Source organism: Nocardiopsis ansamitocini, assembly GCF_030268225.1.
Lineage (GTDB): Bacteria > Actinomycetota > Actinomycetes > Streptosporangiales > Streptosporangiaceae > Nocardiopsis_D > Nocardiopsis_D ansamitocini.
The window spans coordinates 614107-638025 of sequence record NZ_BSQG01000002.1 but is presented as its reverse complement, the minus strand read 5'-3'; the positions used below and the strand labels follow the sequence as shown (position 1 = coordinate 638025).

The following is a 23919-nucleotide window of genomic DNA, read 5'->3' as shown; positions in this document are numbered from 1 at the left end:
ATATGCAAGGGCATGGTGCTCGGCTTCATGAGATGCCCAGAACGCAGAGCGGCCCTGTCCGGCGCTAACGACGCCGGGCAGGGCCTTAAGCCCCCACGACTGGATAAGGCCAGGTGGAGACTCAATGAGCAAGGTTAGTGCCCGACTCGCCCCTCAACGCCCCTTTGTGCGAACAACCCGACGGATACGCCCCTACGTACGACGCGTGAATGGCGGGGGGTTGTGATGGCGGTGTGCGCGGCGGTGTTTCCTGGCATCCCCGGCAGTGTGGCCGAGGTGCGGCGGTTTGTCGCCGCAGCCCTGGTCACCGACCCCGGAGCGGTCGTTCCCCCCGAGGTGAGCCAGACCGCTGAGTTGTTGGTCAGCGAGCTTGCGACCAACGCCATCACGCATACCCACAGCGGCGACCCCGGATCGTCTTATGGCGTCGAGGTGCGCGTGGACGCGGGCAGGGTGCGGGTGGAGGTGAGAAACCGCCATCCCCACGACGTGCTGGACCGGCCCCGCGTGCGCACGCCTGGAGCGGACGCCGAGCACGGACGCGGACTGTTCCTGGTCGCGGCGATGTCCACCGACTGGGGCGCTATGGCCCACACGCAGGGCGTGTTCTTCACCCTGGAATGGGTCCTCGGAGCACCCGAAACCGAGGCGTCGATCATGGCCCGGGCGCGACCACGCGAAGAGCGAGGAAGGCATTCGGTGAGCCGCCCCCGTCCAACGGCAGGACCTCACCGGAAGGGGACCCCGCCGCGTTTGTTGTCCCTGCTGGTGTTGGCGGGTGTGTTAGTGGTGGCGGCGGTGATGCCTGCCCGGCGGGTGGGCCGTCACTGCGCCGGTGCCCCCGGTGCCGCGCCGGATGTGCCTGGGCCACTCCCCGTGCCGGTGCGTCAGGCGCGGGTGGTGCCGCGTATCCCGGACTATCCGCGTTTCGCGGAAGTCGCGGAGTCGCATTCGGCTCTGTGGGAGGTGACCTACCGTTACGGCGAGGCCGCGCCCTACACCGCGCGCAACCGTGTCACCGCCCACGTCGTGGCGGTCTCCGACATCGAACTGTTGGACCACTGCCTGCACGTCTACGAACCGCCCTCACCCCTGCGCGCCTACACCGCACCCCGGGTACGCGCCCACACCCCTTCAACACAGTGCCCACCGGGCCGGTGAGGACGGTGGACACCCTCGACAGTGTTACTGCGGCCCTGGCCCGGGTGCGGTGGGACTTCCCGGCCTGGACCATCACCCACACCCCTGACACCGACCCCCAACGGATGTGGAACGCCCACCGGCGCGCGCCGTTGACCCGGGCCGAACACAGCAGCGGGCGCAAGCGTGACCTGCACGCCCCCACCCTCGACGCCCTCCTCACCCAGCTGGGCGCCGAACAGCGGGCCCTGGACGACCACCAAGGCCACCGGGACCACGCTGACTCCTCGGACCGCCCCGACCGGTAACCGGCCAACAACGGGGGCCGCGCGTCCGCTCACCCCGCACGCGCGGCCCCTCCCACCCCTCGACCACCAAGCGTGCGCCCGCCCTCTCGCGGCGGGTGCCGATACTGCCCGAACGGACCCTTGACCTCATGTCTTGCACCGACCCCACCCCCGCCCCCAGTGGCCCTGACCCGGATACGCCGCTGGAAGGCGTCCACGGCGCCCTGTTGATGAACCACCAGGTCGCGACCCTGTTCGGGGTGGACGCCTCCACCGTGGCCCGCTGGGGAAGCCACGGCCTCATCACCTACGTGACCACCCCCGGCGGAGCACGCCGCTACCCCGCCCACCAGTTCCGCGCGCTTCTGCGCGAGACCCCGCGCACCCACCCCGCACCACTCAGCCAGGACACTCCTAATGGGCGTTGACGTTTCCACCGCCCTGGTCAAACACCAACGCAACCTGGCATTGGACGAACCCCACGGCCAGATCCGCGCCTTCGCACCCTCCACCGTGCCCGCGCCCCTGCAAACCCCCGCCTACGCCCACACCCTCCTGACCGCGAGCGGGCTATTACGGCCCGAGCACGTCGAAGAGATCATCCAGATCCGCACCCACCGCCAACACCTGCTCATCGACGCCGAACACCCCCGCACCTACGTGCTCACCGAGACGGCGCTGCGCCGCCCCATCGGCGGCGTGGAGACCATGACCGAACAACGCCTGCTGCTCCTGGCACTGGCCGAGCTGCCCCACGTCACCCTGCGCATCCTGCCCGAGAACCACGACCCCCCGGTGATCTGGTCCTGCGGGTTCACCATGACCGAGAACGCCACCACCGTGGAAGCCATCCCCTTCCCCCTGGCACTGCCGATCACCGACACCCGCCACTACCTCGCCCACTTCCAGGACCTCTTCCACGCCGCCCACCCCTACCGGCTCTGAGCTGGGGTGGGCCGCGAGAAACAGGCCGGTCTCCCCCGGCGCGGGAGCCCTCGAACCGGGAACGGCCGTCACCGGTCCACGCCCGACCGACCGGTGGCCCGTGCGGCGGAGGTCATCTCCGCCGCACGGGCCACCGGGAAAGGGTGATTCCTCAGGAAGTCACCGCGACCACGGACCTATCTACTCACCGTCGTCGCCGGACGGCTCGACACCCTCGTCGCCCGCAGGCACCCCCGGCACCGTCGGGCACTCGATCTCGACCGGAGCACTGTCATCCCCGGACTCCTGGGGCAACGTGCACACCCCCGGGGCATCCTCGTCATCCGACGGCTCGACACCCTCGTCACCCGCAGGCACCCCCGGCACCGTCGGGCACTCGATCTCGACCGGAGCACTGTCATCCCCGGACTCCTGGGGCAACGTACACACCCCCGGGGCATCCTCGTCGCCCGAAGGCTCGACACCCTCGTCACCCGATGGCACGACACCGACGTCACCCGACGGCTCCCACGGCAGCGGCGGGCACTCGATCGGAGCGCCCACCCCGCCACCGGGCCCCTGCACGGGCAACGTGCAGCCGCCCGGGACACCTTCGCCGGGACCGGCCGCGAACGCGGCACCCCCCGCCCCGAAAGCGATGGCCAGGCCGGCGGCGAGCGCGGCGGTGCCCCTCAGGACCAAGGACATGGGAATCCCCTTCGTTCGGTATGAACCCGGCACCGGTGGACGATCCACCGGAGCGGCCCCGGCGGAAGCCGTGGCCGGGACCCATTGAGCCGGACGAGGGTTATCGTCGACGTCTGGCCGTAGCCATACATTGACCATACGTAGCGGCGGGAACAATGTGACCGCTTCGGACAGCCGATATCCACGGGCGTCGCGCGAACGGCACCGACGTCCTCACGAAACAGGGGGTAGGCACGTGCGGGTGCTGGTCGTGGAGGACGAGGCGTTCCTCGCCGAGGCGTTGCGGTCCGGTCTCCGCCGCGAGGGCATGGCCGTGGACATCGCCGCCGACGGGGCCTCGGCGTTGGAGAACCTGGCGGTCAACGAGTACGACGTGATGGTGCTCGACCGCGACCTCCCCGGCGTGCACGGGGACGACGTCTGCCGACACGCGGTGGCCAACCGGCCGGACTGCCGGGTCCTGATGCTGACCGCGTCGGGACAACTGTCCGACAAGATCGACGGCCTGCGGCTCGGCTCCGACGACTACCTGGTCAAACCGTTCGATTTCCCGGAACTCGTCGCCCGGCTGCACGCCCTGCGGCGGCGCGGGGCCACGATCCACCCCCCGGTGCTGACCTACGCCGACCTCCGACTCGACCCCGCCCGCCGGGACGCCCGCCGAGGCGACCACTCGCTGCGCCTGACCCGCAAGGAGTTCGCCGTGCTCGAACTGCTCCTGCGCGCCGACGGGGCGGTGCTGAGCGCCGAACACCTGCTGGAGAAGGCGTGGGACGCCCACGCCGACCCGTTCACCAACGCGGTCCGCATCACCGTCTCCACGCTGCGGCGCAAACTCGGGGCACCGCCGATCCTGCACACCGCCACCGGAGTCGGCTACTACCTCGCCGTCGCCCCGTGAGCGTCGCCGCCGTCCTGGGGCGGAGCCGGCTGTCGGTGCGCCTCCGGCTCACCCTGCTCTACGGGGGCACCGTGCTGGTCTGCGGCATCGTGCTGCTGGCCGCCGTGTACGCCCTGATGCGCTACCTCCCGATCTACGAGCTGCCCACCGAGGGCCGCCTGATGACGGCGATCCCCGCCAACGCCGAGCACGTCCCCGCCGACACCCTGCACCCGACGCGCGTGACCATCGCCGGCAAAGACGACATCCTGGCGGCTCTGCTCCAGGTGTCGGGGGTGGCCATCACCGGGTTGGCCCTGGTCGCGTTCCTGCTCGGCTGGATCATCGCCGGGCGCATCCTCACCCCCGTCCACCGGATCACCCGGGCCGCGCGCGCCATGGCGGGCGACACCCTGCACAAACGGATCCGCCTCGACGGCCCCCCGGACGAATTCACCGAACTCGCCGACAGCATCGACATGATGCTCGACCGGCTGCACGCGAGCTTCCAGGCCCAGCGGCGCTTCGCCGCCAACGCCTCGCACGAGCTGCGCACCCCGCTGGCGACCACCCGCACCATGCTGCAAGTCGCCGCCGCACACCCAGACGACTACAACCTCGCCTCCCTGGTCCCCAAGCTCCTGGCCACCAATGACCGCAGCATCGCGACCGTCGAGTCCCTGCTCGCCCTGTCCCGGGCCGACCACGGCGTGACCGACGCGCGCCCCGTCGACCTCGCGGCGGTGGCGGCGGGCGCGTTGGAACAGGTGGAGGCGGAAGCCGCCTCCGCCCGGATCGACGTGCACGACGACTGCGTCCCCGTCCAGGTGGACGGCGACGCGGACCTCCTCCACCACTTGCTGGTCAACCTGCTGCACAACGCCATCCGGCACAACAGCGCCGGTGGAACCGCGCGGCTGACCACGACCCTGCGCGACGGCAACGCGTCGATCACCGTCACCAACACGGGCGAAACCCTGCGGCCGGAGGAGGCCGCCCGGCTGTTCGAGCCGTTTCACCGGGCGCGCGGCCGGACCGGCACCGACGGCCACGGCCTGGGCCTCACCCTCGTGCGGGCCATCGCCGACAGCCACCACGGCAGCGCCACCGCCGTCCCCAACCCCGGCGGAGGTCTCACCGTGGTGGTCCTCCTGCCGCTCGCGAACGGGAAGGACGAGGGAAACGGACCACGCGAGAGTGGCGGACCGGCCCTTCTCGCGGCGTCCAGGAGCCGTTACCGGTCCGCCACCGCGTGAGGGGCCGTCAGTCGGGGCTCGGCGGCCCCGGCAAGGTGTCGTCCGCGCGGCCGTTTCGCCACCGCCGCCGCCCCGCTCGCACCGCGATGACTTCGACGGTCGCCCGGAGCCGGGGAGGGGCGCAGGCCCCTCCGACACGAGGACCGGAAGGCTTGTACCGCCACGATCACCGCTTTGATGAGCAACCCCGCCCCCACTCCCGCCGGCCGGGCCCCTCCGGTCCGGCAGGCGGCACCGGCCGGCCACCGGCACAGGGAAGGCCCTGATGACCGGTACTTTGACAAAGCATGGCCGAAACTTCGGACAGCCACTCGAAACCGCGCCTATCCGCCGTCTCACCGCGTTCTAACCTTTTCCGGTGATTCTTGTGGACGTAACGACGAACGCCCGGAGGAATTACAGATGAGCGCAACCGATCACGGTGCGGGCTCCCCCACCGAGGGCCCGGAGAACAATGGGACCCCGCCGGCCGGCACCGATCTCCCCGGCGCGGTCTCCCCGGACGCCGAACGCGACGAACCGGCCGCGGCCCCCGGCTTCGGGGACAGCCGCCCGGCCGACCGCCCCGGGCCGGTCGAGCAGCCCGGCCCCGTCTCCTCCGAGCCCGCGGGCCCCTGGGCTCAGGCGCCCCGGACCGGCCCGCAGGACCCGGCCCAGTCGACCACCCCCGACCTCGGCCCCGCCTACCCGGGCGAGCACACCGGGTGGAGCGCCCCCGACCAGTCCGCCGCGCCGCAGGGGCCGCAGCGGTCGTTCATCCCCAACCGCCCCGCACGCGCCGCCACGTTCGGCTCGGGGCCGCAGGAACCGCACACGACCCAGCAGTACCCGCAGCAGGGGCCGCCCCCCAACGACACGCCGTTCAACGCCTATTCAGCGGGCGGTGGCGGTTTCGGCGCCCCGCCCGCCCCTCCGCACGGCGGATTCCCGCAGGGCCATTTCCCGTCCGGCCCCACCGGACCGGAGCCCCGGCCCCAGAAGCCGTGGAGCCGCAACCGCCTCCTCGTCGCGGCAGGCGCCACCGCCCTGGTCACCAGCCTGATCGTGGGTCCGGCCGCCGCCGTGATCACCACGCAGGTCCTGACCGGCAACTCCCCGATCAGCTCGCTGGACGGCTCCCCCTCCACTTCCGTCTCCAGCGGGGACGTGAGCAAGGTGGCCAACCAGACACTGCCGAGCGTCGTCTCCATCAACGCCGGGGAAGGCAGCGGCAGCGGCGTCGTCATCAGCTCCGACGGCCAGATCCTCACGAACAACCACGTGATCGCGGGCGCCGACAACAACCTGGTCGTGCAGTTCAACGACGGCACCCAGGCCAAGGCGAGCGTCCTGGGCACCGATCCGGTGTCCGACCTCGCCGTTCTCAAGGCCGAGGGGGTCTCCGGGCTGACCCCCGCCTCGTTCGGCGACTCCGACAAGGTGGAGGTGGGCGCGGAGGTCGTGGCCATCGGCTCCCCGCTGGGGCTGTCCGGAACGGTCACCTCGGGTGTGGTCAGCGCGCTGAACCGCCCCGTCAACACCGGAAGCGCCGAGCAGGACCAGGGCCAGCCCGGGGAGGGGTTCCCGTTCGGTCCGCCAGGACAGGGCCAGGAACAGGAGCAGGAATCCCAGCAGCCCTCCACCTCGACCGTCATCGACGCCATCCAGACGGACGCGCCCATCAACCCGGGCAACTCCGGGGGCCCGCTGATGAACCTCAACGGCGAGATCATCGGGATCAACACAGCGATCGCCTCCAACAGCGTCGGAGCGAGCGGCCAGGCCGGCTCGATCGGCCTCGGCTTCGCGATCCCGATCAACCAGGCCAAGCCGATCATCCAGGAACTCATCGAGAACGGTGAGGCGACCTACGCCACCATCGGCGCGACCATCACCGGCGCGTCCAACGACGCCGCCGGCGCGGAGATCGTGGAGGTCGGGCAGGACGGGGCGGCCGCAAAGGCCGGTCTGAAGGCCGGTGACGTGGTCACCGCGCTGGGCGACCGGACCGTGACCGATCCCAACGTGCTCATCGCGGCGATCCGCTCGCACCGCCCCGGTGACACCGTCACCATCACCTACCAGCGCGGCGGCAACACCGGCGAAGCCGAGGTCACCCTGTCCGGGCAGTCCGCCGAGAGTATCGGCGGCTAGGACCAGGGGCCGGCGTGGTCAGCGGGGAGACGCCGGCCCCTTCCCGGGGCCCGGTGGACGCTTTCAGGGGATGGAGCGGACACCGGGCCCTTCTTCGTGTCCGCGAACGCCGCCTTCGGATCAGCCGCCCCTCCCTTTCCCGGGGGTCGGCGGCCGGAACCGGCCGCCCCCTCCGAAACGGTGGCCGCATCCGCCCCGTGCCTGCCAACGTGCCCGGGCCTGCCGACGTGGTTCTCCGCTCCGAATCGCCGCCGTCCGGGCGCGGGGAGACCCAAAAGTGAGCAGCGCCTCCGGCACAGGCGCCGCGACGGAGGGTATTCTCTCGGCACCACACGGTACGCAGCCGACTCCGCGCCGTTCATCGGCGCGACGCGGCCCACGAACACCGACCCCCACGATCGTGTGCCGCAGGCCCCGGCCGCGCACACCCGGGAGACCGCAACCATGGCCGTGCCCGCCAGCCGCCCGCTCACCGTCCTGATCGGCACCGACACCTACCCGCCCGACGTCAACGGAGCGGCCTGCTTCACGACGCGGCTGGCCCACGGCCTGGGCGACCGCGGGACACGGGTACACGTACTGTGCCAGTCCGACAGCGGCCCACCTGTCGTACGGGAGCAGAACGGGGTGACGGTGCACCGGTTGCGGTCGGTGCCGTCGCTGGCGCACCAGTCGCTGCGGCTCGCCGTTCCCCTGGGCGGCCGCGGGCACCTGGACCGCCTGCTGGCACGGGTACGGCCGGACGTGATCCACATCCAGAACCACTTCATCGTGGGCCGTCTCCTGCTCGCCGCGGCCCGGCGGCACGGTGTCCCGGTGGTGGCCACCAACCACTTCATGCCGGAGAACCTGTTCAACCACCTGCGCGTCCCGGACCCGTTGCGGCTCGGGGTCGGGTCCTACGCCTGGCGCGACCTGTTCCGGGTCCTGGGACAGGTCCAGCACGTCACGACTCCGACCCGGATCGCCGCCCGGCTCCTGGTGGACGGAGGCTTCACCCGCCCGGTCGAGGCGCTGTCCTGCGGTATCGACCTCGGCCGGTTCCAACCGGTGGGCGCTCCCGAGGACCGCTCACGGGTCAGGGCGCGGTTCGGGCTGCCCGACCGGCCCAGCACGCTGTTCGTGGGCCGGCTGGACGAGGAGAAGCGGATCGAGGACCTGGTCCGCGCGTTGGCGGACATCACGGTGCCCGACTGCCAGTTGCTGCTGGTGGGCGTGGGTGCGAGGCGCCAGCGCCTCACCCGGCTCGCCGAGGAGTGCGGGGTCGACGAACGTGTGCACTTCCTGGGGTTCGTCTCCGACGAGGAACTACCGCTGGTCTACCACGCGGCGGACGTCTTCGCGATCGCCGGGACCGCCGAGTTGCAGAGCATCGCGACCCTGGAGGCCATGGCCAGCGGGCTGCCGGTGGTGGCCGCCGACGCCATGGCGCTGCCGCACCTGGTCACCACCGGAGGCAACGGCTACCTGTACGCGCCGGGCGACCACGTCGAGCTGGCCAAGTACCTGTCGGAACTGCTCGGCTCCCCCGCCCTGGCGGCGGCCATGGGTGCGAAGAGCCGCCAGGCCGCGACCCGGCACGACCACCAGGCTTCCCTGGACCGGTTCGAGGAGATCTACCGGACAGTGGCGGACCGCGAAGGCCCGGCCCCCGCGTAGCCGCCGACAGGTCGCTTCGCGGCCCGTCAGCGCCTCGGGGGAACCGGGCCGCCCGGCGCGCACCGGTCCGGCGGGCCGGTGCGCGTCGCGGGTCACGCCGCCGTCGCCGCCAAGGCCAAGAGCGCGAGGCTGATGCCGTTGTAAACCATGTGCATGACGACCCCGGGCCAGATCGATCCGCTGCGGCGGTAGATCTCGGCGGCGATCAGCCCGACCAGCAGGGACGCGGGCAGGATCTCGTTGATGCCGTGCATGAGCGCGAACACCACGGCGCTGCCCACCACGCCGACCAGGGCGCCGTAGCGCAGCAGCACGGTGGTCACCACACCGCGGAACAGCAGTTCCTCACCGATGGGGGTGAGCACTCCGAGGGTCAGCGTTATCAGGGCCAGCGACATCAGCCCGGCACCGGCACCGGCGGCGTAGCTGGCCTGGGTGTCGGTTCCCACGTCGACGAAAAGGGTGACCACGTACACGGTCAGGCTCCTGATCACGAGCGCGAGGAGCCCTGCGGCGACGCCGATCAGCAACCAGCGCACGGTGGTGCGGCGCACGCCGAAGGCGTGCCAGGAGCGCAGGCGCACGAGCGCGGCGGCGGCGAAGGCGGCCATCCCGGCACCGCCGCTGAGCAGACCCGAGACGATGCCTGCGGTGGGCCCGCTCATGCCCAGCTGGTTCAGCACCGGCGGCAGCCCGAACACCAGCAGCGCCATCACCGCCATGCCCACGAGGAGTTCGATCCATCCGGGGCGCCGCGTGTCGGTGGCCGGGCGCGGTTCGTCGCGAGGAGAGGAGTGTAAGTCGTTCACCGGTGGGTGCCTTTCTCGGGGCGGTTCTTCACGGCGGATCGCGGGTCGGTCACCTCGTTGGGGGCGCCCTGCGGTCCGGACGGAACCCTTGTTCCCCTGAAAAACTGCCTTATCCGGAAAAAGCACACCCGATCGGCATCGTTTCGAATGCGGGGGTGCGAAACCCGATACGGGGGGCGTGATCGGGTTCTGTGTGTCGCGACGGTTCGCGGACGCGCAGTCCCGGCTCCCGGTCGTGGGGCCGGGCGGCACCGTCCCTCGCTACCGAGCCGTCCGGTGGCCCGCGGCTCCTGGACGGGCGAGGCCCTGTGCCTCAGGGACCCGTCCAGGCGGTGGCGTACGTCCCGACGGCAAGCGGCCGGCCACGATCGCGGTCGCGGACGCACCCCGACCACCGGAGAACGTGCAGGACGGCACGCTTGCGCGAACGCCGTGCCGCCCTCCTCCCCGGCCCGCACCCACCACCCCGCCACAAGCGGACTGTATTTTCTTTCAGGCATCTACTTGCCTAAGAGGCAAGTGCTCGTGTACTTTCTTTGTAGGCAACAGCATGAAAGCCAGGCAAGCACGGAAACACACGAGACGCTCGCCCCCCTGAAGGACAACCGCGAGGGAGTTTTCACGATGCAGTCGCATCCCACCCCCGAAGAAGCCGCCAAGGCCCTCAACGAGGTCAACGAGCGCCGCGAACAAGCCGCGGCCCCCGACGCCCACCCCGCCTGGACACTGTGGGCCCTGGGAGCCGTGGCCATCGGCTACGGCGTCGTCTCCGACCTGCGACCGGACCTGAGCACCCCCCTGCTCTTCGTCCTCGTGGCCGCCGCACTGGCACTGGCCGCCCTGCCCCGCTGGAAGCGCTCCGGTTCGGCCATGGGCTACCAGCGCTCCCCCTCCTCCCACCCCGTGGGCATGTCGGGGCGCGCCAGGATGATGCGGACAGGCGTGATGCTCGTCCTGATGGCCCTGGCCGCAGCCGCGGGGCTGATCATGCGCAGCTTCGACGTGCCCTACCCCACCACCATCGGCATCACCGTCGTCGTGCTGACCATCCCGCTGTGGCGCGGACTGCTCAACCGCGCCGCGCGCGACCCCAAGGCATAACGCCATGACCGACCACGGCGACCTCGACCAGTCGCTGCTCAACCCCACCCGGCTGTCGATCGTCTCGGTACTGGCGGCCAACCACTGGGCGGAGTTCTCCTACGTGCGCGAGGCGGTCAAACTGTCCGACTCGGCACTGTCCAAACAGGTCAGCGCGCTGGACAAACTGGGCTACGTGCAAGCCGAGAAAGGCTACGTCGGCAAACGCCCGCGCACATGGCTCAACCTCACCGACGCCGGCCGCAAGGCACTGTCGGGCCACATCACCGCACTCCAGCACATCGCCGCCCACGCGGGGAACCCGGGGCCGAGCAACAGGCCGAGTAGCGAGGAGTGACCCGCCCCTTCCTCCGCGCAGGGCCCGTGACCGAACCGGTCACGGGCCGCACGGTGGTCGAACAGGGCAGGACCCAGGGGCAGTAGCACAGCACATCGGACATCGACGGGGATGTCCGGGATCCGCACCGGTGGCTGCCACCCGACACACCGAACGGCGTCAACGATGGGCAGCAGGCTCCACGCGGTCCCGTCCCCCGTGAACGGCTCGGGTCAGCGGTTGCGGGGGACGTTCCAGTGCTCGATGCCGGGGCCGGCCTGGGCGACGGACGGCAGGTGGAGATGTTCGCCCTCCAGCGGCGGTCTGGCCGTGGAACCGGCTTTGCCGGCGGATCCGGACGAGCGGGCCAGGACGATCGCCCCGCAGGCCATGACGAGGGCGGACAGCACCGCAACCGCCGATCCGATCGGCCCCGAGGGCAGCGACTCACCGAGCAGCGCCACCCCGATCGCGGCCGCCGCCAGAGGATCGCTGATCAGCAGGACGGCGTAGGCGAGGGCGAAATGGCCGGTGCGGTAGGCGTTCTGCACCATCAGCGCGCCGGACAACCCCAAGACGACCGTGACCAGGGTGAGCGGACGCAGGACGGTGCCGGGGTCGTCGAGCACGCCGACCCCGATGACCCTGGCGAGCGCGGAGGTCACCGCGAACCCCACCCCTCCGGCGAGCGCCAGCGTCCAGGCACGGGTGGTGCGGCCGGTGTGGCGCGCGACGACCAGGCAGGCCAGCATGACGGCGACCGACGCGAACGGCATGGCCGCCAGGACCTTGCCGTTGAGGTCGGGTTCGCCGGCGTGCGCGGGGAGGACCGTCAACAGCGCGACCAAGCCGCCGGTGACGGCCAGGCAGCCCGCGACCTGAGCCGCCGTCAGTCTGCGCTTGTGCAGGAAGGCGGAGAGCACCACGGCGAACAGCAGTCCGCTGATGCCGATGGGCTGGATGACGGTCAGCGGGGCGTGGCACAGCGCCCAGATGTGCGCGGTGACGCCGCAGACGGTGAGCAGTGTTCCCAGAAGCCATCGAGGCGACCGCATCAGGTGGCGCAGCAGCCGGAGCTGGCTGACGCCGACGGCCGGCGCCTTGAGCACGGACCGCTCCTGGAGTGCCGCTCCGCTCGCGATGGCCAGCGCCCCCACGACGGCCACGACGACAGCCCACGTCATGCACCAGCCCCTTAGCCTGAACTACAGCTCGAACTGCGGCGATTGCCTGTCGACCAATGTTCCTGCCCCGGCCCGCACAGCACCTGCCGACTGCCGGAAACCCCCCGGTCCGACCGCCCCCGCGCTCCGCCGGAGTGCGGTGAAGCACAGAAACGGGGGCAAACCGAGATTACTGCCAGTTGAGCGTCGCGGTGTCCGCTGCCCAGGTCACCGACCGCTGTAACGCCTGGAAAGCCGCTATCGAAGCGGATGTTTCACAGGAGAGTTCCAGGAAACGGCGAAACGCTGCGTCACTTTCGCTCCGATCGCCGCCACAGACGGATCGGGCAACGATCCGGACTGGCGACCAGGGCTCACATGTCGTTGACGACGTCGCGCATCCCGCGCAGGAGTTCCACGAGTGCCGGACGGAGCCGCGGATCGACGGCCGTGAAGATCGCGTGCTGCCGGTCCCTGACGTGGTCGAGGTGCTCGGTCAGCGCCCGGCTGCCCGCTTCCGTGACCGTGATGACGGTGCTGCGCTCGTCGCGGTCGGAGCGGCGCCGGCTGACCATGCCCTTGCGTTCCAACTGTTGCAGCATTCGGGTGGCCGAGGGGGAGGCGATCCCCGCGGCGTTGGCGATCTCGCCGACCGTGGGGTGCTCCAGCCCGCCGATGACCTCCAGCAGGAGCGCCTGGGAGAGTGTGAGCTCGGGCTCGGTCAGGGCTGTACCGCGACCCCGCGCACGCACCACCGCGCCCATCAGATCGCCCCATGCCTGCGAGAACTCCGCGAAGTCACCACCGGGACGTTCCACTCAACATCCTCACTACGACACTTGACCAATAGGTAGCGTAGACATTAAATAGCTACCGCACATAAACCAACCGTAAACCAGCCCGGCCACTCCATGGATACGGATGTGGCGCTCCGGGGCCAAGGGCGGCCAATGCCCAGGCTGACACCTGGCGAGGCCCCAGCGGGGGCTTCGAACCGGACCACGCACGGTCCACATGAAGGGGGCGCACATTGTTGTGGCTGCTGACCGCACATTTCGTGGCTGCGGCACTGGCCCCTCTGCTGGTCCGGTGGTGGGGACGCAACGCCTTCCTGGTGCTGGCCGCGGTTCCGGCCGTGACCACCGCGTGGGCAGTGGCCCAACTCCCCGGCATCATGGCGGGGACACCGGTCGAACTCACCATCCCATGGGCTCCCGCGTTCTCCCTTGAACTGGCCTTCCGCCTGGATGTCCTCGGGCTGGCGATGACACTGATCGCGGCCGGCATCGGCACGCTGATCCTCGTCTACTGCTCCCGTTACTTCGGCGACGCCGAGCCCGGGCTCGGCCGGTTCGCCGGCGTCTTCACCGCGTTCGCCGGCGCGATGCTGGGCCTGGTCATGGTCGACGACCTGATCCAGCTGTTCGTCTTCTGGGAACTGACCACGGTCTTCTCCTACCTCCTGATCGGCCACTACACCGAGCGCCGCGACAGCAGGCGCGCGGCGTCGATGGCGCTCGTCGTGACCACACTGGGCGGCCTGTCCCTGCTGGTGGGCGTGGTCATGCTCGGTGAGATCGGCGGGACCTACCGCATCTCGCTGCTGGTGGCCGACCCGCCGAGCGGAACCCCGGTCGCGGTGGCCCTGGCGCTGATCCTGGTGGGTGCGCTCTCCAAGTCCGCGATCCTGCCCTTCAGCCTGTGGCTGCCGGCCGCCATGCAGGCACCCACCCCCGTGAGCGGCTACCTGCACGCCGCGGCGATGGTCAAGGCCGGCGTCTACCTGGTGGCCCGCCTGACCCCCGGCTTCGGCGACGTCGCCGTATGGCAGTACACGACGCTGGTCCTGGGCTCGGCGACCATGGTCGCGGCGGGCTGGAAGGCCCTGCGCCAGAACGACCTGAAACTGGTCCTGGCCTACGGAACGGTCAGCCAGCTCGGCTTCCTGACCGCGATCCTGGGCGCGGGCACCAGGGACACGGCGCTGGCGGGGCTGGCCATGCTGTGCGCACACGCGGTCTTCAAAGCCCCCTTGTTCCTCGTGGTCGGCATCATCGACCACAGCACCGGCACCCGCGACCTACGGGAACTCTCCGGCCTGCGCACGAGCATGCCCGTGGTGTTCTGGGCCTCGGTGCTGGCACTGGCCTCCATGGCCGGGCTGCCGCCGATGGCGGGGTTCGTCGCCAAGGAAGCGGTGTTCGCGGCGTTCGAGTACTCGGGCAGCCCGGTGCTGCTGACCGTGCTGGCAGCCCTGGTCATCGGGTCGGTCCTGACCGTCGCCTACAGCCTGCGGTTCCTGTGGGGCGCGTTCTTCGACAAACCCGGGATCGCCCCCACCCCGGTGCACGCCCCCGGCCCCCTCTTCACCGCCCCGGTCGTGCTTCTCAGCGCCCTGGGCCTCCTGGGCGGCCTGACCACACGCTGGATCGACCCGGTTCTGGCCGGATACGCCGACACCGTCGCCTTCAACGCCGGCAACGCACCCGCGCACCTGGCACTGTGGCACGGCCTCAACTTCGCCCTGCTGCTGTCGGCGCTGTGCGTGGCGGGCGGTCTGGCACTGTTCCACTGGCGGTCGGCGGTGACCTGGGCGGGCAACAGGTTCGCACTCCCCGACCCCGCCGGCACCTACCGGCGGATCGTCTTCCACACGGTCAACTTCGCCACCCAGGTCACCGGCCTCACCCAACGCGGATCGCTGCCCATCTACCTGGGCACGACACTGGTGACCCTGGTCGTGGTCAGCGCCGTCCCGATCATCAACGGCCGACTGTGGCTCATGGAGACACCGGCGGTCAGGTTCTGGGACACCCCCGTCCAGTTGATCCCCGCCGTCATCGTCGTGCTGGCCGCCCTGTGGGTGCTCGTGGTGCGCGGCCGACTGTTCGCGGTGGTCCTCGTAGGAGTCACCGGTTACGGCACAGCCGCGCTGTTCGCCCTCCAGGGCGCCCCCGACCTCGCACTCACCCAGTTCCTGGTCGAGACGGTCAGCCTGGTGGTGTTCGTCCTGGTCCTGCGTCGGCTGCCCACGCGTTTCTCCACTCCGGTCCTGCGCGCCCGGCGGGTGTGGAACCTGCTGATCGGAGCGGCGACCGGCCTCCTGGTGGCCTCCATGGCCTACTTCGCGCTGGCCGGACGCCGGACCGACTCGATCTCGGGCGGCTACCCCGCCGCGGCCGAGGAAGCCGGCGGCCACAACATCGTCAGCGTGCTGCTGGTGGACGTGCGCGCCTGGGACACCATGGGTGAGATCTCGGTCCTGGCCGCGGTGGCGGCGGGCGTGGCCAGTCTGCTGTTCGTACGACGGCGCACCCGCACGTTGCGGACCGCGGTGGGGCTCAACCCCTTCTCGGTACCGTTGGCCCCGATCCGCGCCTCAGCCGCCGCCGGTCCCCCCGACGACCAATGGCGTCCCCTGGCGCTGCAATCCGCCCTCGGCTCGGTCACGGTGCGCACCGACGAACGTCCGCTGTGGCTGCCCGGCGTGCTGGCAATGGCACAGGAACGCCGTTCGGTGATCTTCGAGGTGATCGCCCGGCTGCTGTTCCCGGTGATCATCCTGCTGTCGGTCTTCCTGCTGATCACCGGACACTCCAGCGTCGGCGGCGGCTTCGCCGGCGGCATCGTGGCCGGGCTCGGGCTGATCGTCCGCTACCTCGCCGGCGGGCGGCACGAACTGTACCTCGCCCTCCGGTTGCAGCCGGGCGTCCTGATCGGACTGGGGCTCGCCATCGCCACCGGCACCGCACTGGCCGGCGCGGTGCTCGGCACCGAGATCCTGGCCGGCGGCGCCTACGACCTGCACCTGCCGTTCATGGAGCCGGTGCACCTGACATCGTCGCTGGCCTTCGACGTCGGGGTCTACCTGCTGGTGATCGGCCTGATCCAGGACATCCTGTACAGCCTCGGCGCGCGGATCGACGAACAGATGGAAAACGACCAGCGGGCCGCGCGCTCGCGGCACAACGAGGAGGTGTCCGCGTGAACGACACTCCGACCGTCCTGCTGGTCATCGTGGTGGGCGTACTGGTCGCCACCGGGGTGACGCTGCTGCTGGAGCGCAGCCTGACCCGCATCCTGCTCGGCGTGATCCTGCTGGGCAACGGGGTCAACCTGATGATCCTGTCCACCGGCGGAGCGGCCGGCGGGCCACCCCTGCTGGGCCTGACCGAGCCCGACGCGATGAGCGACCCGCTGCCGCAGGCGATGATCCTGACCGCGATCGTCATCACCCTGGGCGTGACGGCGTTCCTGCTGGCCATGGCCTACCGGAGCTGGCAGCTCCAGGGCAACGACGAGGTGCAGGACGACGCCGAGGACCGGCGGATCTCCACCGGCGGGGAGCGAGCGGAACTGCGCGCGCGCATCCGCGCCCAGCGCCGGGCGCAGCGGACCGAGATCCGCGACCAGCGCCAGGCGCTCCAGGACCGGATCGAGCGCGAGGACCAACAGGAAGAGGCGGAACGCGCCGCGATCATGGCCAAACTCGCCCAGGCGAAGAAGGACCTGAACGCCTGCGTGGTCGACGAGGCGCGCCCCGAGGACACCAAACAGCGCTGGATCAGCGACAAGAAGCGCAGCGTGCGGGCCACGATCCTGGAGGCCCGTGAACGCGTGCGGGCCCGGCGCGAGGAGCTGGCCGAGCACGTCCGCGCCGACAAGGAGGCGGAGCGCCGTCAGCGCAAGGAGCTGCGCCAGAAGATCCGGTCGCAGAAGCGGCAGCTGCGCTCGCAGATCCGCGCCGAACGCGAACGACTGGCATTGGCCGAGGACAGCGACCTTCAGGGAGCCGACTAGATGACCGACTTCCTGAACACCCTGCTTCCCGGGCTCCTGCACTACCTGGTGCCGCTACCGGTGGTACTGCCCCTCTTCGCAGCGGGCGTGAAGTTCGCGCTCGGTGTGCGCTACCAGCGCCTCAACAGGGCCATCAGCGTCACGGCGCTGACCGCCGTCCTGGTCATCGGTGTCGTCCTGCTGTTCGGCGTCGACGCCTACGGTCCCCAGGTGGTGCAGGTCGGCGGCTGGGAGGCCCCCATCGGGATCACTCTCGTGGCCGACCGGCTGTCGGTGCTGATGGTGACGGTGTCGGCCGCCATCACGCTGTCGGTCCTGGTGTACTCGATCGGCCAGGGCGCCGCCGACCACGAGGAAGCGACCCCGCTGTCGATCTTCTACCCCACGTTCCTGATCCTGGTGGCGGGCGTGTCCAACGCCTTCCTCGCCGGGGACCTGTTCAACATGTACGTGGGCTTCGAGATCCTGCTGACCTCCAGCTACGTACTGCTGACCCAGGGCGGAACGGCGTCGCGCATCCGCGCGGGCTCCACCTACGTCGTGGTGTCGCTGCTGTCCTCGATCATCTTCCTGATCGGGATCGGCCTGGTCTACGCGGCGACCGGAACGGTCAACATGGCCCAGATCGCGGTGCGGATGAGCGAAGTGCCCGTCGGCCTGCAACTGGTCCTCCAGGCGATGCTGCTGGTGGCGTTCGCGATCAAGGCCGCGGTGTTCCCGTTGTCGGCGTGGCTGCCCGACTCCTACCCCACGGCGCCCGCCCCGGTCACCGCGGTGTTCGCGGGGCTGCTCACCAAGGTCGGCGTGTACGCGATCATCCGTACCCAGACCCTGCTCTTCGACAACGACACGTTGAACACGGCGCTGATGTGGGTGGCGCTGGCCACCATGGTCATCGGCATCCTCGGGGCGATGGTGCAGAAGGACATCAAACGCCTGTTGTCCTTCACCCTGGTCAGCCATATCGGCTACATGGTGTTCGGGATCGCGCTGGGCAGCGCGCTCGGCCTGGCCGGGGCGGTGTTCTACGTGGCCCACCACATCACCGTGCAGACGACCCTGTTCCTGGTCACCGGCCTGATCGAACGCAGGGGCGGCAGTACCTCGCTCAACGACCTCAGCGGACTGGCGAAACTGTCGCCGCTGTTGGCCATCCTGTTCTTCGTCCCCGCGATGAACCTGGCCGGAATCCCCCCGCTGTCGGGCTTCCTGGGCAAGCTCGGGCTGATCCAGGCCGGCGTACAGCAGGACACGCCCATCGCCTACCTGCTGGTGGCCGGATCGGTGATCACCAGCCTGCTCACCCTGATGGCGATCTCACGGCTGTGGAACTACGCCTTCTGGCGCTCGCCCGACGACGGCAGGCCCGTGGCGGTGGGTACCCTGCTGGAGAGTTCCGAGGACGATTCCGCGGTCGGACCGTCCTCCCCGGTGAACATCCCCGCGACGACCGTCCGGGCGCCCATCGGCATCGGCGGCAAGGCCGTGGTGACCTCCGACTCCTTCCCCGTGCTGATGCTGGGGGCGACAATAGGACTGGTGGTACTGGGGCTGGGCTTCACGGTGTTCGCCGGCCCCATGGTCGCCTACAGCGAGGCCACCGCCGAGGACCTGCTCGCGCGCTCGCCCTATATCGAAGCGGTCCACCCGGGAGGCGTCCAGTGACCTCGGCAACCAGTCCCCCGCGTCCGCCGATGAGCGTACGGATCGGACAGCGCGTCATCCAGTTGCCCACGCTGGCCGGGCTGCTGATCGCGTGGGTGCTGCTGTTCGGCGAGCTCTCGGTGAACACGGTGGTGTCCGGGTTGCTGGTGGGCCTGCTGGTCATGCTCGTGTTCCCGCTCCCGCCGCTGGACTCGGGCTTTCGCATCCACCCCAGGGCGACCCTGTTCTTCCTGGTGCGATTCGTCGTGGACATGGCGCAGGCGACGGTAAGGGTGCTGGCGACCGCGTTCTCCTTCGGGCGGATACCGCACAGTTCCGTCATCGCGGTACCGCTGCGGACCCAGTCCGACCTGCTGTTCACGCTCACCGCCGTGTGTGTTTCGGTGATTCCCGGCAGTGTGATCGTGGAAGTCCGCTCGGCCACCCACACGCTGTTCGTGCACGTGCTGGGGGCCGGCGCCGAGGACGTGGAACAGGCCCGGGCCGACGTCCTGCGCCTGGAGGAGCGGGTGGTCCGGGCGTTCGGGTCACGCGGGGAGATCGAACGGTTGGCGTCGACGGGGGGCACCTCATGAACTACCTGTGGGTCACGGTCGCGGTGCTGCTGGGCGCGGCGTCGCTGCTGAGCCTGGCCCGGCTGGTGATCGGACCGACCATCCTGGACCGCGCGCTGTCGGTGGACGTGCTGCTGGCCTCGGCCATCGCCGGGATCGGCTCATTCGCCGCCTTCAACCGCGACCCCACGGTGCTGCCGACACTGCTGGTGCTGTCGCTGCTGGGTTTCGTGGGGTCGATCAGCATCTCCCGATTCGTGGCGAAACGGCGCCCGTCGACACACGGGGCGTCCGGCGAGAAGGAGGACGCGTCATGACCGAGGTCCTGGACTGGCTGGCGGTGAGCTGCATCCTCGCGGGCGCCCTGCTGTCGTTCGCCGCGGGCGTGGGCCTGATCCGGTTCCCCGACCTGCTGTCGCGCATGCACACCGCGGCCAAGCCGCAGATCATGGGCCTCGCCCTGATCCTGCTGGGAATCGGCCTGCGGCTCTACCCCGAGCCGCAGATCGGCATCCTGGTGCTCGTCCTGCTGTTCCAGATCTTCACCGTCCCGGTCGCCGCGCACATCGCGGGGCGGGTCTCCTACCGCACCGGACGCACCCGCGAAGATCTGATCGTGGTCGACGAACTCCAGGAACAGCTCGACCGGGACCGCCACGACCCCGCCGGCCACCAGGTCACCGAACGGTAGGCAGCGAGAACCCGATGACGGAGCCACCGCCCTCGCGGCTCCGAGCGAAGACCGTCCCCCCGTGCGCCTGGGCGATGTCGTGCACCATGGACAGCCCCAGCCCGGAGCCGGGCATACTGCGCGCGGAGGTGGCGCGGTAGAAGCGCTCGAAGACGTGGCCGCTTTCGGCCGGGTCGATCCCGGGGCCGCGGTCGCGGATCTCCACCGTGCCCTCCCGGACGACGATCTCGATCGGGGCCGTGCCCGTGGGATCGAACTTCGCGGAGTTCTCCACCGGGTTGGACATGGCCCGCTCCAGCGCACCGGGTCGCCCGAACACGGCGCTGGCATCGGCGTCGACGGTCACCTCGCGGCCGGTCCGGCGGCGGCTGCGGGCCGCGACGCGTTCGGCCAACTCGCCCAACACCAGTTCGTGGGGCGCCTCGTCCTCCCGCGTCTCGGTGGCGAGTCCCACCAGTTCGTTGACGAGGTCGGTGAGCTCGCGGGTCTCCCCCTCCAAGTCGTCCAGCAGACGTCCCTGGGCGTCGGGGGAAAGCCGCTCGAAGCGGCGCATGACACTGACGTTGGTGCGCAGGCTGGTCAGCGGGGTACGCAACTCGTGCGAGGCGTTCTGGACGAGGCGCCGCTGCTCCTCCTTGGACGACGCCAGCCGTGCCAGCATCGCGTTGAAGGCGTTGCCCAGACGTCCCACCTCGTCCTTGCCGCCGTTGCCCTCGGCAGGCCCGACCCGGTCCAGGCGACCGGTGGAACTGACGTACTCGGCGGCCTCGGTGAGGCGCACCAGGCGCCCGGTGATGCGGCGGGCCACCAGCCATCCCGCGGCGGCGGCGCTCAACAGGACGATCGAGCCGACCAGGAACATCTGGCCGGAGAGCGTCTCCAGCAGGTGCTCGGTGGGGCCGAGCCGCTGGCCGACCTGGATCGCGCCGTTGCGCTGACCGAAGGAGATGGTGGCGATCCGGTAGGGCTCCCCGTCGACGCGGGCCTCGCGCACCTTGAGCGCGCCGGTCTCGTCATACCCGGCGATCTCCCGGTCCTCCTCGACCACCGGGAGCGGGGCGAGTTCCTGGGGGCCGCTGATGGGGACCACGACCGTGCCGTCCGGGCTGATCAGCTGGAGCGAGAAGCTCGCGGAGTGCACGAGGTTGAACTCGTTGAAACCGCCCGGGGACATGGACGACGCGTGCAGGTTCTTGGAGATCGCGACGACGGTGGTGTCGAACTCCTGCTTGGCGCTGGCGCGGATCAGGGTGGCTGCGGCGTTGTAGGCGAGCGAGCCGACGAGGACGATGACGACCGCGGCGACCAGCGCGAAGATCACCGCCAGACGGGTACCGAGCGTGACCTCGCCGAACTTGGGGAACGACCGGGCCGGGGCCGCCGGCCCGGTCGGGGGGCGGGTCATCGGGGGCGGATGGTGTAGCCGACACCGCGCACGGTCTGGATCAGTGGCGGCGCGTCGTCGGGTTCGAGCTTGCGGCGCAGGTAGCTGATGTAGACGGCGAGGTTCTTGGACTCGGGGCCGAAGTCGTATCCCCAGATTCGGTCGTAGATGGTGGCGTGGTCGAGCACGATCCCGGCGTTGCGGGCGAGCAGTTCCAGCAGGTCGAACTCGGTCTTGGACAACTCGATCTCGCGACCGGCCCGCCACGTCCGGCGGGCACCGGGGTCGATGCGCAGGTCACCGACCTGGATGGGCGGCTCGACGGCTTCGTCGGCGGCGTGCGGCGCGGTGCGGCGCAGCAGCGCGCGCATTCTCGCCAGGAGCTCGTCGAGCTCGAAGGGCTTGGGAAGGTAGTCGTCGGCTCCGGCGTCGAGACCGGCCACCCGATCGGGTGTCTCGACGCGCGCGGTCAGCATCAGGATCGGGGTCCGGTCGCCTTCGGCGCGCAGGACCCGGCACACGCCCAAGCCGTCCACTCCCGGCATCATGACGTCGAGGATCAGCAGGTCGGCCGGCGTGGAATGGACTGCGGCCAGGGCCTGCACGCCGTCGACGGCGGTGCGTACCTCGTAGCCCTCCAGTTGGAGGGCCCGTTCCAGGGACTCGCGAATGGCGCGGTCGTCATCGGCGATCAGCACGGTGCGGACGGAGCTCATGGCCCTCATCGTGGCGCATCGGGGTTAGCGATCGGTAAGAGGACACGGCACGTGCGGCGAGAGGCCCGACGCCGCCCGGTTCACGCCGGGCGCCTCCCCCTGTCGGGGGGCCGCTCAGCGGCAGGGGGCCGCGTGCTTCCCAGGGCACGGGCGCGCGGTGTGCGCTGCCCCGCAGTGGTACGGGGGAAAGAGGTGTTGCTCCCGGACGGGATCGGGTAGTGGGCGACGGACCACGACGGATTCCTGCCACGGAGGTACCACGATGGCTTTTCGAGCCGCCCACCTGCCGCTGCGCCTGATCTCGGGGGCGTTCATCCTGAACTCCGGGCTCGACAAACGCGACGTCGACCCTGATACCGCTGCCTACCTGCACGGCGAGGCTGCGCGCGCCTACCCGTTCCTCAAGGACGTCCCTCCCGACAAGTTCGTCCGCCTCCTGAGCACCGGCGAGCTCGTGCTGGGGGCGGCGCTGATGCTGCCGGTCGTGCCCAACGCCGTGGCGGGCGCCGGGCTGACCGGTTTCGCCGGGGGCCTGCTGGGCCTGTACTTCACCGACCCCGAGGCCCGCCGGCCCGACGGCATCCGCCCCTCACCGAGCGGGATCGCGCTCGCCAAGGACAGTTGGCTGCTGGCCATCGGCCTGAGCCTGCTCGCCGACGGGTTCTCGTGCCGCAACCGCTGAACGGGACGGGATGCTCCTATGGATGTCAGTCGTCCTCGGGGGTGAAGGCGGTCGTGCGGTGGAGTCCGGCCGCACGGCCCTTGGCCGCCACTACGAGCGCCATCTTGCGCGACGCCTCGTCGAGCATCTCCTCGCCGAGCATCACCGCGCCGCGGCGGCGCACGGTCGTGGCGTGCTCGTAGGCGTCCAGGATGAGCTCGGCGTGATCGTAGTCGGCCTGGCCGGGGGCGTAGACCTCGTTGGCCGCCTCGACCTGGCCGGGGTGCAGCACCCACTTGCCGTCGAAGCCCAGGGCCGCGCTGCGGGCGGCCGAGCGGGTGAACGCGTCCACGTCACGGATTTGCAGGTAGGGGCCGTCGATGGCCTGGAGGCCGTTGGCGCGCGCCGCCATCAGGATGCGCATCAGGACGTAATGGTAGGCGTCGCCGACGTCGTAGCCGGGCGGCTGCTCGCCCACGACCAGCGTCCGCATGTTGATGCTGGCCATGAAGTCCGCCGGCCCGTACACCAGGCTCTCCAACCGGGGCGAGGACGCGGCGATCTCGTCCACCGCGACGAGGCCGCGGGCGTCCTCGATCTGGGCCTCGATCCCGATCCGCCCCGGTTCCAGCCCCACCGACCGCTCGATCTGGGTGAGCAGGGTGTCCAGCCAACGGACCTGGACGGCGTCGGTCACCTTGGGCAGCACCAGGCAGTCCAGGTTCGCGCCCGCGGTCTCCACCACGGTGATGACGTCGCGGTAGGTCCACTGCGTCGTGAGGTCGTTAACCCGGACCGAGCGGATACGGTCCCCCCACCCTCCCTCGTTGAGCGCCGCCGCGACCAGTTCCCGGGCCCGCTCCTTCTCCGAGGCGGCGACCGCGTCCTCCAGGTCGAGGAAGAAGGCGTCCACCGCCAACCCGCGCGCCTTCTCGATGAACCGGGGGTTGGACCCCGGGACGGCGAGCACCGACCTGCGCGACCGCGAAGCGACGGCGTCCATGTGCAACGACTCCCCTGTTCGACGAATGTGCCCCCATCCTGGCAAACACCGGGCGGCGCCGACGCGGTC

Annotated in this window: 24 protein-coding genes; 17 read left to right on the top strand and 7 right to left on the bottom strand. The window is 70.4% G+C overall.

All coding sequences use genetic code 11. From position 1 onward, the window contains the following. Nucleotides 1-225 precede the first annotated feature (225 nt). The 4 genes from QSJ59_RS09540 to QSJ59_RS09525 all read left to right on the top strand — a co-directional run bounded on the left by QSJ59_RS09540 (nt 226) and on the right by QSJ59_RS09525 (nt 2372). Entirely contained in the window at nt 226-1161 is a 936-nt protein-coding gene (locus tag QSJ59_RS09540; protein ID WP_285758697.1) for an ATP-binding protein, read from the top strand. 5 nt (nt 1162-1166) lie between these two features. After that, nucleotides 1167-1448, top strand: a complete 282-nt coding sequence (locus QSJ59_RS09535; protein WP_285758695.1) for a hypothetical protein — start codon at nt 1167-1169, stop codon at nt 1446-1448. Between the two features lie 128 nt (nt 1449-1576). Continuing rightward, complete coding sequence (locus QSJ59_RS09530) at nt 1577-1855, top strand: hypothetical protein (RefSeq protein WP_349497196.1); 279 nt, start codon at nt 1577-1579, stop codon at nt 1853-1855. Then, complete coding sequence (locus tag QSJ59_RS09525) at nt 1845-2372, top strand: DUF5753 domain-containing protein (protein WP_285758693.1); 528 nt, start codon at nt 1845-1847, stop codon at nt 2370-2372. The genes QSJ59_RS09530 and QSJ59_RS09525 overlap by 11 nt, the downstream gene beginning before the upstream one ends. A gap of 180 nt (nt 2373-2552) precedes the next feature. Here the strand turns inward: QSJ59_RS09525 and QSJ59_RS09520 are convergent, their stop codons facing one another. Then, on the bottom strand, nt 2553-3059 hold the full coding sequence (locus QSJ59_RS09520; protein WP_285758692.1) for a hypothetical protein: 507 nt from the start codon (nt 3057-3059) through the stop codon (nt 2553-2555). A gap of 235 nt (nt 3060-3294) precedes the next feature. Here QSJ59_RS09520 and QSJ59_RS09515 point away from each other — a divergent pair, with 235 nt between their 5' ends. The 4 genes from QSJ59_RS09515 to QSJ59_RS09500 all read left to right on the top strand — a co-directional run bounded on the left by QSJ59_RS09515 (nt 3295) and on the right by QSJ59_RS09500 (nt 8987). Further along, nucleotides 3295-3960 (top strand): response regulator transcription factor, encoded by a 666-nt coding sequence (locus tag QSJ59_RS09515; RefSeq protein ID WP_285758690.1) that lies wholly within the window; start codon nt 3295-3297, stop codon nt 3958-3960. Then, nucleotides 3957-5195 carry a sensor histidine kinase gene (locus tag QSJ59_RS09510; protein WP_285758689.1) on the top strand — a complete coding sequence of 413 codons (1239 nt, stop codon included), beginning with the start codon at nt 3957-3959 and terminating at the stop codon, nt 5193-5195. The genes QSJ59_RS09515 and QSJ59_RS09510 overlap by 4 nt, the downstream gene beginning before the upstream one ends. A gap of 402 nt (nt 5196-5597) precedes the next feature. Next, a complete protein-coding gene (locus tag QSJ59_RS09505; RefSeq protein WP_285758688.1) occupies nt 5598-7328 on the top strand; it encodes a S1C family serine protease in 1731 nt (576 codons plus the stop codon). Between the two features lie 444 nt (nt 7329-7772). After that, nucleotides 7773-8987, top strand: coding sequence for a glycosyltransferase (locus QSJ59_RS09500; RefSeq protein WP_285758686.1), 1215 nt, complete (start codon nt 7773-7775; stop codon nt 8985-8987). Between the two features lie 92 nt (nt 8988-9079). Here the strand turns inward: QSJ59_RS09500 and QSJ59_RS09495 are convergent, their stop codons facing one another. Next, the gene (locus QSJ59_RS09495) at nt 9080-9796 is read right to left on the bottom strand and encodes a CPBP family intramembrane glutamic endopeptidase (protein ID WP_285758685.1); all 717 of its coding nucleotides are present in this window, start codon (nt 9794-9796) and stop codon (nt 9080-9082) included. A gap of 624 nt (nt 9797-10420) precedes the next feature. Between QSJ59_RS09495 and QSJ59_RS09490 the strand changes: the two genes are divergently transcribed. Together QSJ59_RS09490 and QSJ59_RS09485 are read left to right on the top strand one after the other, a co-directional pair. Next, complete coding sequence (locus QSJ59_RS09490; protein ID WP_285758684.1) at nt 10421-10897, top strand: hypothetical protein; 477 nt, start codon at nt 10421-10423, stop codon at nt 10895-10897. A gap of 4 nt (nt 10898-10901) precedes the next feature. Beyond that, the gene (locus tag QSJ59_RS09485; protein ID WP_285758683.1) at nt 10902-11234 is read left to right on the top strand and encodes a winged helix-turn-helix domain-containing protein; all 333 of its coding nucleotides are present in this window, start codon (nt 10902-10904) and stop codon (nt 11232-11234) included. A gap of 212 nt (nt 11235-11446) precedes the next feature. Here QSJ59_RS09485 and QSJ59_RS09480 read toward each other — a convergent pair whose 3' ends face one another. Both QSJ59_RS09480 and QSJ59_RS09475 read right to left on the bottom strand, forming a co-directional pair. Continuing rightward, nucleotides 11447-12397, bottom strand: a complete 951-nt coding sequence (locus tag QSJ59_RS09480) for a DMT family transporter (protein ID WP_285758682.1) — start codon at nt 12395-12397, stop codon at nt 11447-11449. Nucleotides 12398-12750: 353 nt separating this feature from the next. Beyond that, nucleotides 12751-13194, bottom strand: a complete 444-nt coding sequence (locus QSJ59_RS09475) for a MarR family winged helix-turn-helix transcriptional regulator (protein ID WP_285758681.1) — start codon at nt 13192-13194, stop codon at nt 12751-12753. Between the two features lie 221 nt (nt 13195-13415). On the opposite strand from QSJ59_RS09475, the gene QSJ59_RS09470 reads away from it, so the two are divergent. From QSJ59_RS09470 to mnhG, 6 genes are read left to right on the top strand one after another with little or no spacing between them, the layout of a single operon-like run. Beyond that, nucleotides 13416-16364, top strand: a complete 2949-nt coding sequence (locus tag QSJ59_RS09470; RefSeq protein ID WP_285758799.1) for a Na+/H+ antiporter subunit A — start codon at nt 13416-13418, stop codon at nt 16362-16364. Continuing rightward, a complete protein-coding gene (locus tag QSJ59_RS09465) occupies nt 16361-17176 on the top strand; it encodes a Na(+)/H(+) antiporter subunit C (protein ID WP_285758680.1) in 816 nt (271 codons plus the stop codon). The genes QSJ59_RS09470 and QSJ59_RS09465 overlap by 4 nt, the downstream gene beginning before the upstream one ends. Beyond that, nucleotides 17177-18841, top strand: coding sequence for a Na+/H+ antiporter subunit D (locus QSJ59_RS09460; RefSeq protein ID WP_285758678.1), 1665 nt, complete (start codon nt 17177-17179; stop codon nt 18839-18841). A gap of 29 nt (nt 18842-18870) precedes the next feature. After that, nucleotides 18871-19416, top strand: a complete 546-nt coding sequence (locus QSJ59_RS09455; RefSeq protein ID WP_285758677.1) for a Na+/H+ antiporter subunit E — start codon at nt 18871-18873, stop codon at nt 19414-19416. Continuing rightward, nucleotides 19413-19712: a monovalent cation/H+ antiporter complex subunit F gene (locus tag QSJ59_RS09450; RefSeq protein WP_285758676.1), complete on the top strand. Its 300-nt coding sequence runs from the start codon at nt 19413-19415 to the stop codon at nt 19710-19712. The genes QSJ59_RS09455 and QSJ59_RS09450 overlap by 4 nt, the downstream gene beginning before the upstream one ends. Further along, nucleotides 19709-20086: a monovalent cation/H(+) antiporter subunit G gene (gene mnhG, locus QSJ59_RS09445; protein WP_285758674.1), complete on the top strand. Its 378-nt coding sequence runs from the start codon at nt 19709-19711 to the stop codon at nt 20084-20086. The genes QSJ59_RS09450 and mnhG overlap by 4 nt, the downstream gene beginning before the upstream one ends. Here mnhG and QSJ59_RS09440 read toward each other — a convergent pair. After that, on the bottom strand, nt 20073-21491 hold the full coding sequence (locus tag QSJ59_RS09440; protein WP_285758673.1) for a HAMP domain-containing sensor histidine kinase: 1419 nt from the start codon (nt 21489-21491) through the stop codon (nt 20073-20075). The two genes, mnhG and QSJ59_RS09440, sit on opposite strands and share 14 nt — an antisense overlap. Further along, nucleotides 21488-22186, bottom strand: a complete 699-nt coding sequence (locus QSJ59_RS09435; protein WP_285758672.1) for a response regulator transcription factor — start codon at nt 22184-22186, stop codon at nt 21488-21490. Before QSJ59_RS09435 ends, QSJ59_RS09440 begins: the two co-directional genes overlap by 4 nt. A 262-nt stretch (nt 22187-22448) precedes the next feature. On the opposite strand from QSJ59_RS09435, the gene QSJ59_RS09430 reads away from it, so the two are divergent. Then, complete coding sequence (locus tag QSJ59_RS09430) at nt 22449-22868, top strand: hypothetical protein (protein WP_285758670.1); 420 nt, start codon at nt 22449-22451, stop codon at nt 22866-22868. A gap of 25 nt (nt 22869-22893) precedes the next feature. On the opposite strand, the gene QSJ59_RS09425 is transcribed toward QSJ59_RS09430, so the two are convergent. Further along, nucleotides 22894-23850: an HpcH/HpaI aldolase/citrate lyase family protein gene (locus tag QSJ59_RS09425; protein ID WP_285758669.1), complete on the bottom strand. Its 957-nt coding sequence runs from the start codon at nt 23848-23850 to the stop codon at nt 22894-22896. Nucleotides 23851-23919: the final 69 nt, after the last annotated feature.

What these genes read in the sequence shown, in the direction of transcription:
- QSJ59_RS09455 (WP_285758677.1), top strand. Translation starts at nt 18,871, where the DNA reads ATGAGCGTACGGATCGGACAGCGCGTCATCCAGTTGCCCACGCTGGCC.
- QSJ59_RS09490 (WP_285758684.1), top strand. Translation starts at nt 10,421, where the DNA reads ATGCAGTCGCATCCCACCCCCGAAGAAGCCGCCAAGGCCCTCAACGAG.
- mnhG (WP_285758674.1), top strand. Translation starts at nt 19,709, where the DNA reads ATGACCGAGGTCCTGGACTGGCTGGCGGTGAGCTGCATCCTCGCGGGC.
- QSJ59_RS09500 (WP_285758686.1), top strand. Translation starts at nt 7,773, where the DNA reads ATGGCCGTGCCCGCCAGCCGCCCGCTCACCGTCCTGATCGGCACCGAC.
- QSJ59_RS09460 (WP_285758678.1), top strand. Translation starts at nt 17,177, where the DNA reads ATGACCGACTTCCTGAACACCCTGCTTCCCGGGCTCCTGCACTACCTG.
- QSJ59_RS09485 (WP_285758683.1), top strand. Translation starts at nt 10,902, where the DNA reads ATGACCGACCACGGCGACCTCGACCAGTCGCTGCTCAACCCCACCCGG.
- QSJ59_RS09480 (WP_285758682.1), bottom strand. Translation starts at nt 12,397, where the DNA reads ATGACGTGGGCTGTCGTCGTGGCCGTCGTGGGGGCGCTGGCCATCGCG.
- QSJ59_RS09525 (WP_285758693.1), top strand. Translation starts at nt 1,845, where the DNA reads ATGGGCGTTGACGTTTCCACCGCCCTGGTCAAACACCAACGCAACCTG.
- QSJ59_RS09520 (WP_285758692.1), bottom strand. Translation starts at nt 3,059, where the DNA reads ATGTCCTTGGTCCTGAGGGGCACCGCCGCGCTCGCCGCCGGCCTGGCC.
- QSJ59_RS09430 (WP_285758670.1), top strand. Translation starts at nt 22,449, where the DNA reads ATGGCTTTTCGAGCCGCCCACCTGCCGCTGCGCCTGATCTCGGGGGCG.
- QSJ59_RS09440 (WP_285758673.1), bottom strand. Translation starts at nt 21,491, where the DNA reads ATGACCCGCCCCCCGACCGGGCCGGCGGCCCCGGCCCGGTCGTTCCCC.
- QSJ59_RS09450 (WP_285758676.1), top strand. Translation starts at nt 19,413, where the DNA reads ATGAACTACCTGTGGGTCACGGTCGCGGTGCTGCTGGGCGCGGCGTCG.
- QSJ59_RS09425 (WP_285758669.1), bottom strand. Translation starts at nt 23,850, where the DNA reads ATGGACGCCGTCGCTTCGCGGTCGCGCAGGTCGGTGCTCGCCGTCCCG.
- QSJ59_RS09505 (WP_285758688.1), top strand. Translation starts at nt 5,598, where the DNA reads ATGAGCGCAACCGATCACGGTGCGGGCTCCCCCACCGAGGGCCCGGAG.
- QSJ59_RS09435 (WP_285758672.1), bottom strand. Translation starts at nt 22,186, where the DNA reads ATGAGCTCCGTCCGCACCGTGCTGATCGCCGATGACGACCGCGCCATT.
- QSJ59_RS09540 (WP_285758697.1), top strand. Translation starts at nt 226, where the DNA reads ATGGCGGTGTGCGCGGCGGTGTTTCCTGGCATCCCCGGCAGTGTGGCC.
- QSJ59_RS09530 (WP_349497196.1), top strand. Translation starts at nt 1,577, where the DNA reads ATGTCTTGCACCGACCCCACCCCCGCCCCCAGTGGCCCTGACCCGGAT.